We start from the raw sequence: 6,739 nt of genomic DNA on the forward strand, positions 1-6,739 counted from the left end.
CGCCGCATCTTTGATCCCGTCCGCCAGCTCATCCATCTGATGCAGGCTCATCGATTTTGGCATCGCTACCCCTAACAGGGCGTATTTTGGGATCGCATTCATCGCGACCGCATCCGAAATGTTCACAATCATCGCTTTGTAGCCGATCTGATACGGGCTCAGCCATCGGCGTTTGAAATGAACGTTTTCGAAAAAAAGGTCTTTGCTGTACACCCGGTTGCCTATCCGCGCGCCGTCATCGCCGATACGGGTTCGAAGCGTCCTGAAGGCATCGATAAAATAGTATTCCGCGTTCACCGATCTGTATCGCCTTTTTGTGAGCAAATTGAATCATTTATTATAGTCGAAAAGAGTTTACGGAAGCGTTAAGTTTCAAATGCCCACTGTTTTATGTTAGAATACTGCATATATTTGTTATTAATTATTATCATTTGCCCTGTGGCAGGAAGGTGATGGCGTTCATGTCGATACAACGTTTTTTTTTCAATCTCAAAGCCGTTTTGCTGGGACTCGGGGCCGGCGTCGCGCTGCTGACACTGCAACTGTTCCATATTTCCGAGTACGGTGAACGCCTCAACGCACTCAAACATCAACACCTTCTAATCGATAAAATCATCAATACCGATCTCACCGATCCGAAAATGGCCTCTATCCTTATTAACGGCGCGATGGCCGAGCTTTCGCTCGCAGTTAAACTCTCCGGAGAAGAGGTTTTGCTCGATTCGTTTGTCACTTCCGGCGATGAGCGATCTTCCCTTCTGCGCTCACTTGGCGTATCATCCAAAAACTTTGAGGACAACGCCCTGATCTGGTCGGAATCTCCGATTGCGGCACGCGATGCCTATTATGCGCGGGTCATGACCGCACGCACTGCCTATCTTGCAGACATTGACCGGATGCTTGACTATCAGATTCATGCCGTCGGAACATCGATTGCAACGGCAAAAATCAGCGCAATCATCGTCTTTTTATTCGGTTTGGCGGCATTTCTTTATTTCCGCATCCGGCTAAATCATATCTATGATGACATAAACCGTGCATGTTCCGTGGATGTAGACGGCGCCAAACATCGGCCCAAAACGCGTGAAATCGATTATATCCTCAAACAACTCTCTCGCAAATCCTCGCAGGTCGTTTTGTCCTCGCATCTCACCCATCCCATCAGCGGATTGCACAACGATAGAGGGTTGCTCAACACGTTTAATACCAAAAAAACGGGAAAGGCGGGCAATACCGTTTTTCTGTGTATTTTTGAAATCGATCAGTATGCTTTGCTGAACGCCGAACACACCCAAGAAGACAAAAAAGCGGTCTATAAAAAACTGGCCGAAATGATCTCTTTGTACGAACAGCCCATGGACATCATTGCCCATACGGAAGACGACCGTCTGATTTTTGTCATGTCCCGCGCGACAAAGCAAGAGGCGCTTGACGAATGCGAGCACATCGTCAAAGCGGTTCATGAATCGACTTTTCTAACCGCGAAAGGGGCCATGCGCCTTACGTTAAGCGCCGGTTTCCTGCTGAAAACGCCTCTGAAATCTCTGGATGAGGCCATTGCCGATGCCGTTGAACTGATTGAACTGGCCAAAGAAAACGGCGGAAACCGCGTTGCAAAGCTGCGGGAACAATCCGATACCTACTAGCGAAACGATCAAATATGTAACCATTTCACTCATATTAACAGCCTAATCTCTCCATATTGTTACAATTGTAGACATTTATTCCTTCTTTCACCCTCAGCAGCGCTTCCGTCTCTTTTTTAATCTTGCTCAAGGAGCGGCGCGCTATAATCGTCCACAGATTTTATCAACGAAGGAAGGCGTATGAGTATTCCCATTTATACTTATGATGCGGTAATCGTCGGAGCCGGGCTGGCCGGTTGTGCCGCGGCACGCGAGTTGCAAAAAAACGGTAAAAGAGTTGCCGTTATCACCAAACTACACCCTCTGCGGAGCCACTCCGGCGCCGCTCAGGGGGGTATCAATGCCGCGTTCAGCGATCAGGACAGTGTCGAACTGCACGAATTTGACACCGTCAAAGGTTCCGACTATCTCGCCGACCAGGACGTTGTGCAGTTCATGTGTGAAAAAGCTCCTGAAACGATTCGCTGGGTAGAGCGCATGGGTGCGGCATTCAGCCGTAATGAAGACGGAACGATCGCTCAACGCCCTTTCGGCGGACAATCTTCTCCGCGCGCCTGCTTCGCCAAAGACCGCACCGGTCTTACCCTGCTGCAAACGATCTACGAACAAGCTTACCGTGAAGGTGTCGAGTTCTGGGACGAATGGTACGTTGCCGATCTGCTCTACCGTGAGGGCAAAGTCTACGGTGTAGCCGCCTACAACATCCGCAACTCCGAAAAAGCGATCTTCAATGCCAAAGCGGTCATGTTCGCGACCGGCGGATACGCCCGTGCATTCAAAATCAATTCCAACGCCCACGCCAACACCGGCGACGGTCTTTCACTCGTTGCCCGCCACGGCCTCCCTCTCGAAGATATGGAGTTTGTGCAGTTCCACCCATCAGGGCTTTCAGGAAACGGCGTACTGATCTCCGAAGCGGCCCGCGGCGAGGGAGGAAAACTCCTCAACTCTCTTGGTGAGCGCTTCATGGAAAAATACGCTCCGAACGCAATGGAACTCGCTTCACGTGACGTCGTTGCGCGCGCCATCATCCAGGAAATCCGCGAAGGACGCGGTGTAGGACCGCGTAAAGACGCCGTTTACATCGACCTTGTCCATCTCGGAAAAGAAAAAATCATGGAACGCCTCCCTGAGCTGCGCGACCTTGCGATCACCTTCCTCGGCCTTGACATGATCAAAGAGCCGATCCTGATCTCGGCAACGGCCCACTATTCGATGGGCGGTATCCCGATGGACAAAGACGGCCACGTCCGCAAAAACAACTCCGAATTCGTCGAAGGGTTCTACGCGGCGGGCGAATGCTCGTGTTCAAGCGTCCACGGTGCGAACCGTCTGGGTGCGAACTCCGTCCTCGAAGCGCTCCTTTTCGGACGTTTCGTCGGTAAAACGATGATCGACGAAGTGGACAGCATCCCGCTTATGAAAGCGACCGAAGCCGATGCGCAGCGTATGATCGACGAAATGAACTGGGTTCTGACCAACAACGGTCAGGAGTCTGTCAGCGGCCTGCGCAACGAACTTCAAGAATCGATGACCGACAATGCCGGCGTTTTCCGTACGGCTGAGACCCTCAAACGCCAAATGGAGATTCTGAGCGACCTTCGTGCACGCTACAAAAACATCCGTATCGCCGATAAGTCGAAAATCTTCAATACCGAATTGCAAGAAGCGATCGAGCTTGGACACATGCTCGATTACTCGGCCTTCATCGTCGCCAGCGCTCTGGCACGTCAAGAAAGCCGCGGCGCTCACTACCGTGAAGATTTCCCGACCCGCGATGATGACAAGTTCCTGAAGCACACCATGGCGTACATGGATGAAAACGGCAATATTTCCCTTGATTATATGGATGTCACTCTCGGGCGCCATGAACTCAAAGCACGATCATATTAAGGAGAGCGACATGGATTCACTCAAAACGCAACAGGTGACGTTTAAGGTTTTCCGTTTCAACGAAGAGACCGATTACCTCCCTTACTATAACACCTATACCCTCGACGTCACCCATGAAGAAGTCGTTCTCGATATCCTCAACCGGATCAAATGGGACCACGACGGAAGCTTGTCGTATCGCCGAAGCTGCCGTCACGGTATCTGCGGCGTGTGTGCGATCAAAACCAACGGCAAAGCGGTTCTCGCCTGTAAAACCCGTCTGTTTGACCTGATCGATATTTTCGGAAACGAAATCACGATCGAGCCTCTGAGCACCAAACGGGCAATCAAAGACCTTATCATCGATAAAAAAGACTTCTGGGACAAACACGCGCAAGCCAAACCGTACCTTGAAGCTGATATCGACGAGCATCCGGCTCAGGAAAATCTTGTCAGTCCGCACGATGCCGAAAAACTCCTCGAAGCCGACTACTGCATCCAGTGCGGCGCGTGCCATTACTCATGTCCTTCGCTTGAGATCAACGAGCAGTACATGGGGCCTGCGGCATTTGCCGCAGCCTACCGTTTCTCTGCCGACGTGCGCGATGACGCCTCGATCGAGCGTCTGCACATCGTCAATGAGGAAGCTCAGGGCGTTTGGGATTGTGTTAAATGCATGGAGTGTGCGGAGGTATGTCCTAAAGAGGTCAACCCGATTGAAAAAATCACAAAACTCCACAATATGATCTTTGAAGCAGCTGTGGCGAAAAACAACGTCGCAACGCGTCATGCAGTCGGATTTGCCCACTCGATCGAAAAACACGGTCTGCTCGACGAAGGTGAACTTGTCCGTTATTCCGAAGGGAACATCGGCGTACTCAAACACGTTCCGGTAGCACTCAAAATGTTTGCCAAAGGTAAAATCGTATTGCCGTGGAATATGCCGAAATCCGACAAACTCGATGAGATCAAAAAACTGGTCAAATCTTCATCAACCGTAAAGTTCTAGGGAGTACACAATGGAAAAATTAAAATACGCACTTTTTACCGGTTGTACTGCCAAAGAGAGCACGCCGGAACAAATGATGTCGACACTGGCAGTAGCCAATAAACTTGGGATTGAGCTTGTAGAGTTGACGGAGGCTTCATGCTGCGGCGCTTCGCATCTGCAAGATTACGACGATTTCCTCTCCCTCGTCCTCAATGCACGCAATATCGCTTACGCTGAAAAACACGGTCTGACCATGGTGACGATCTGCAACACGTGTCAACTCAATACGGCTATGACCAAACACCGTCTTGATAACAATGCAGAGCTTAAAGCAAAAGTGAACGCAAAACTCGCCGAAGTGGGATTGGAGTACAAAGGGACTTCCCAAATCACCCACTTTTTATACGCGATTATCGATGATTTCGGGCTTGATAAAATCAAAGAGATGGTTGTCAAACCATTGAGCCAGTTCAATATCGCACCGTTCTACGGCTGTCACAACATTCGCCCGTCCGAGCTTCAGAACGCAACACATAAAAGCCCTGAAAACGCTTACAACCCTACTTCGCTGGATGACCTGATCATCGCGTGCGGCGGAGCCAACGTCGATTACGCCGAGAAAAACAAATGCTGCGGCTTCCATGCCGAGCTTCAGTCTCCGCGCACCGCAGCCGTTTTAACGGGCAATGCCGTAGCCGGAGCAATGGATGCCAATGCCGACTGGATGGTTACGCCATGTCCACTCTGTCATCTCAAACTCGATACGCAAACCCACCACGCCTCCGTCGCAATAGGCCGCGAAGTCTCCCTTCCGGTTCTTCACATGCAGCAGATGGTCGGCCTGGCTCTGGGTTGCACCCCTGCCGAACTGGGTCTTAGCCACCACGTTACCAAAGTCGATTTCATTTAATCGGCTTTCTTCGGGGATGATTCCCCGAAATCCTTCTACTCTTTAAAAACGCTTACCGTATATCCTGCTTTTTCAAACTGTTTCAACATTCCGTCCTGTCCCAGCAAGTGCATCGTACCTACCAGAACAAATCCTTTTTTCCCTTCTCGCATCATGCCGATAAGCTTGGGCATCCACGCGTCGTTTCTCTCTTTAAGAATTAGACGGTACATCTGCGGGGATTCGTGCTTCATCGCCTGTACCAGTTCGCTCTCCATCCGCTTTGTTTTGCCTTCGCGCCAGTCACGTACCAGCCAGTCGATCATTTCGGGCATCATCCGCATTTCGCGAATCGATTGCAGGATCATCGCATCTTCTTCCCCTTCGCCGATTCGGGTAATGAGTGCCATTTGCTCCGTTGGAGTCTCCAGATAGCGCTGCGGCTTATTCTCAGTCGATGCGCGCCGGCTGTAATGCGCATCGACGCCGCTTTGGTCGATTCCGCTGCGTCCCAGTACCGTCTGGGTCATCACCAGCATGACCGCCCACGGACGAAGCCGCTCGTATTTTTTGATGTCGTCTCCTTGCGATGCAAGGTATTTCTTCAAAGCCGCATACGTTTGGCTCTTGAGGGTATTCGAGAGCGTTTTTCCAGCGGGGAAAAACATTTTTTGCGCTAAGGTGGCGGCGAACGTTTCGTTCTGCGTTCCTTCCAGATCGGTTTCGAACACGACCGTATCGGACAGCGCATACGCACGGTCAAATTCATCCGGCAACGGAAAATCGGAAGAACGCAGTATGTGTATCGTCCCGCCGATGTACATCGTCTCCCTCCCCTTGCTGATTTTCCAGACGCTGGAATCGCCGAAGAGCTGCGCAACGACAAAGAGAGGAAGCAGAAAGAGAAAAATCAAACGGCGCATTATTCTCCGATGTCTTCGTTCCACAGTTTAGGGTTTTCGCGTATAAACCGCTCCATCATGTCGACGCACGTATGATCGTCGAGAATATCGAGGGTGACGCCGCGCGCGGCAAGCATCCCTTCTTCCCCTTTGAAATTGCGGTTTTCGCCGATCACGACATGCGGGATTCCGTAAAGTGCGATCGCCCCCGAGCACATCGGGCAGGGGGAGAGGGTCGTGTAAAGGGTACACTCTTTATAAACCGAAGCGCTCAGCCGTCCCGCATTTTCGAGCGCATCCATCTCGCCGTGCAAAATAGCGCTCCCTTTTTGGATGCGGCGGTTGTGCCCTCTACCGATGATCTTGCCTTGATGAACCAGCACCGATCCGATGGGGATTCCCCCCTCTTCCCGCCCTTTTTCCGCTTCGCGGATGGCTT

At 51.3% G+C, this 6,739-nt stretch carries 7 protein-coding genes; 4 read left to right on the forward strand and 3 right to left on the reverse strand.

The genetic code is table 11. The features are described from left to right. On the reverse strand, positions 1–297 hold a 297-nt coding region (locus JU82_RS04735; protein ID WP_037947189.1), incomplete at its 3' end, for an AIR synthase related protein. 164 nt (positions 298–461) lie between these two features. On the opposite strand from JU82_RS04735, the gene JU82_RS04740 reads away from it, so the two are divergent. From JU82_RS04740 to JU82_RS04755, 4 genes are all read left to right on the forward strand, one after another. Beyond that, positions 462–1,646 (forward strand): diguanylate cyclase, encoded by a 1,185-nt coding sequence (locus JU82_RS04740; protein ID WP_294892141.1) that lies wholly within the window; start codon positions 462–464, stop codon positions 1,644–1,646. Positions 1,647–1,826: 180 nt separating this feature from the next. After that, positions 1,827–3,539: an FAD-dependent oxidoreductase gene (locus tag JU82_RS04745; RefSeq protein WP_037947194.1), complete on the forward strand. Its 1,713-nt coding sequence runs from the start codon at positions 1,827–1,829 to the stop codon at positions 3,537–3,539. Between the two features lie 10 nt (positions 3,540–3,549). Next, positions 3,550–4,527 (forward strand): succinate dehydrogenase/fumarate reductase iron-sulfur subunit, encoded by a 978-nt coding sequence (gene sdhB, locus JU82_RS04750; RefSeq protein WP_037947197.1) that lies wholly within the window; start codon positions 3,550–3,552, stop codon positions 4,525–4,527. 10 nt (positions 4,528–4,537) lie between these two features. Beyond that, positions 4,538–5,419, forward strand: a complete 882-nt coding sequence (locus tag JU82_RS04755) for a CoB--CoM heterodisulfide reductase iron-sulfur subunit B family protein (protein WP_037947201.1) — start codon at positions 4,538–4,540, stop codon at positions 5,417–5,419. A gap of 35 nt (positions 5,420–5,454) precedes the next feature. Here JU82_RS04755 and JU82_RS04760 read toward each other — a convergent pair whose 3' ends face one another. Both JU82_RS04760 and JU82_RS04765 read right to left on the reverse strand, forming a co-directional pair. After that, on the reverse strand, positions 5,455–6,321 hold the full coding sequence (locus JU82_RS04760; RefSeq protein WP_037947204.1) for a TraB/GumN family protein: 867 nt from the start codon (positions 6,319–6,321) through the stop codon (positions 5,455–5,457). Beyond that, a partial coding sequence (locus JU82_RS04765; RefSeq protein WP_037947207.1) for a nucleoside deaminase occupies positions 6,321–6,739 on the reverse strand: 419 nt, incomplete at its 5' end. The genes JU82_RS04760 and JU82_RS04765, both read right to left, overlap by 1 nt.

Origin of the sequence: Sulfuricurvum sp. MLSB, from assembly GCF_000747095.1 — a bacterium.
Classification (GTDB): domain Bacteria; phylum Campylobacterota; class Campylobacteria; order Campylobacterales; family Sulfurimonadaceae; genus Sulfuricurvum.

Coding starts and splice junctions, on each gene's coding strand:
- JU82_RS04740 (WP_294892141.1), top strand. CDS start 462: ATGTCGATACAACGTTTTTTTTTCAATCTCAAAGCCGTTTTGCTGGGA.
- JU82_RS04745 (WP_037947194.1), top strand. CDS start 1,827: ATGAGTATTCCCATTTATACTTATGATGCGGTAATCGTCGGAGCCGGG.
- sdhB (WP_037947197.1), top strand. CDS start 3,550: ATGGATTCACTCAAAACGCAACAGGTGACGTTTAAGGTTTTCCGTTTC.
- JU82_RS04755 (WP_037947201.1), top strand. CDS start 4,538: ATGGAAAAATTAAAATACGCACTTTTTACCGGTTGTACTGCCAAAGAG.
- JU82_RS04760 (WP_037947204.1), bottom strand. CDS start 6,321: ATGCGCCGTTTGATTTTTCTCTTTCTGCTTCCTCTCTTTGTCGTTGCG.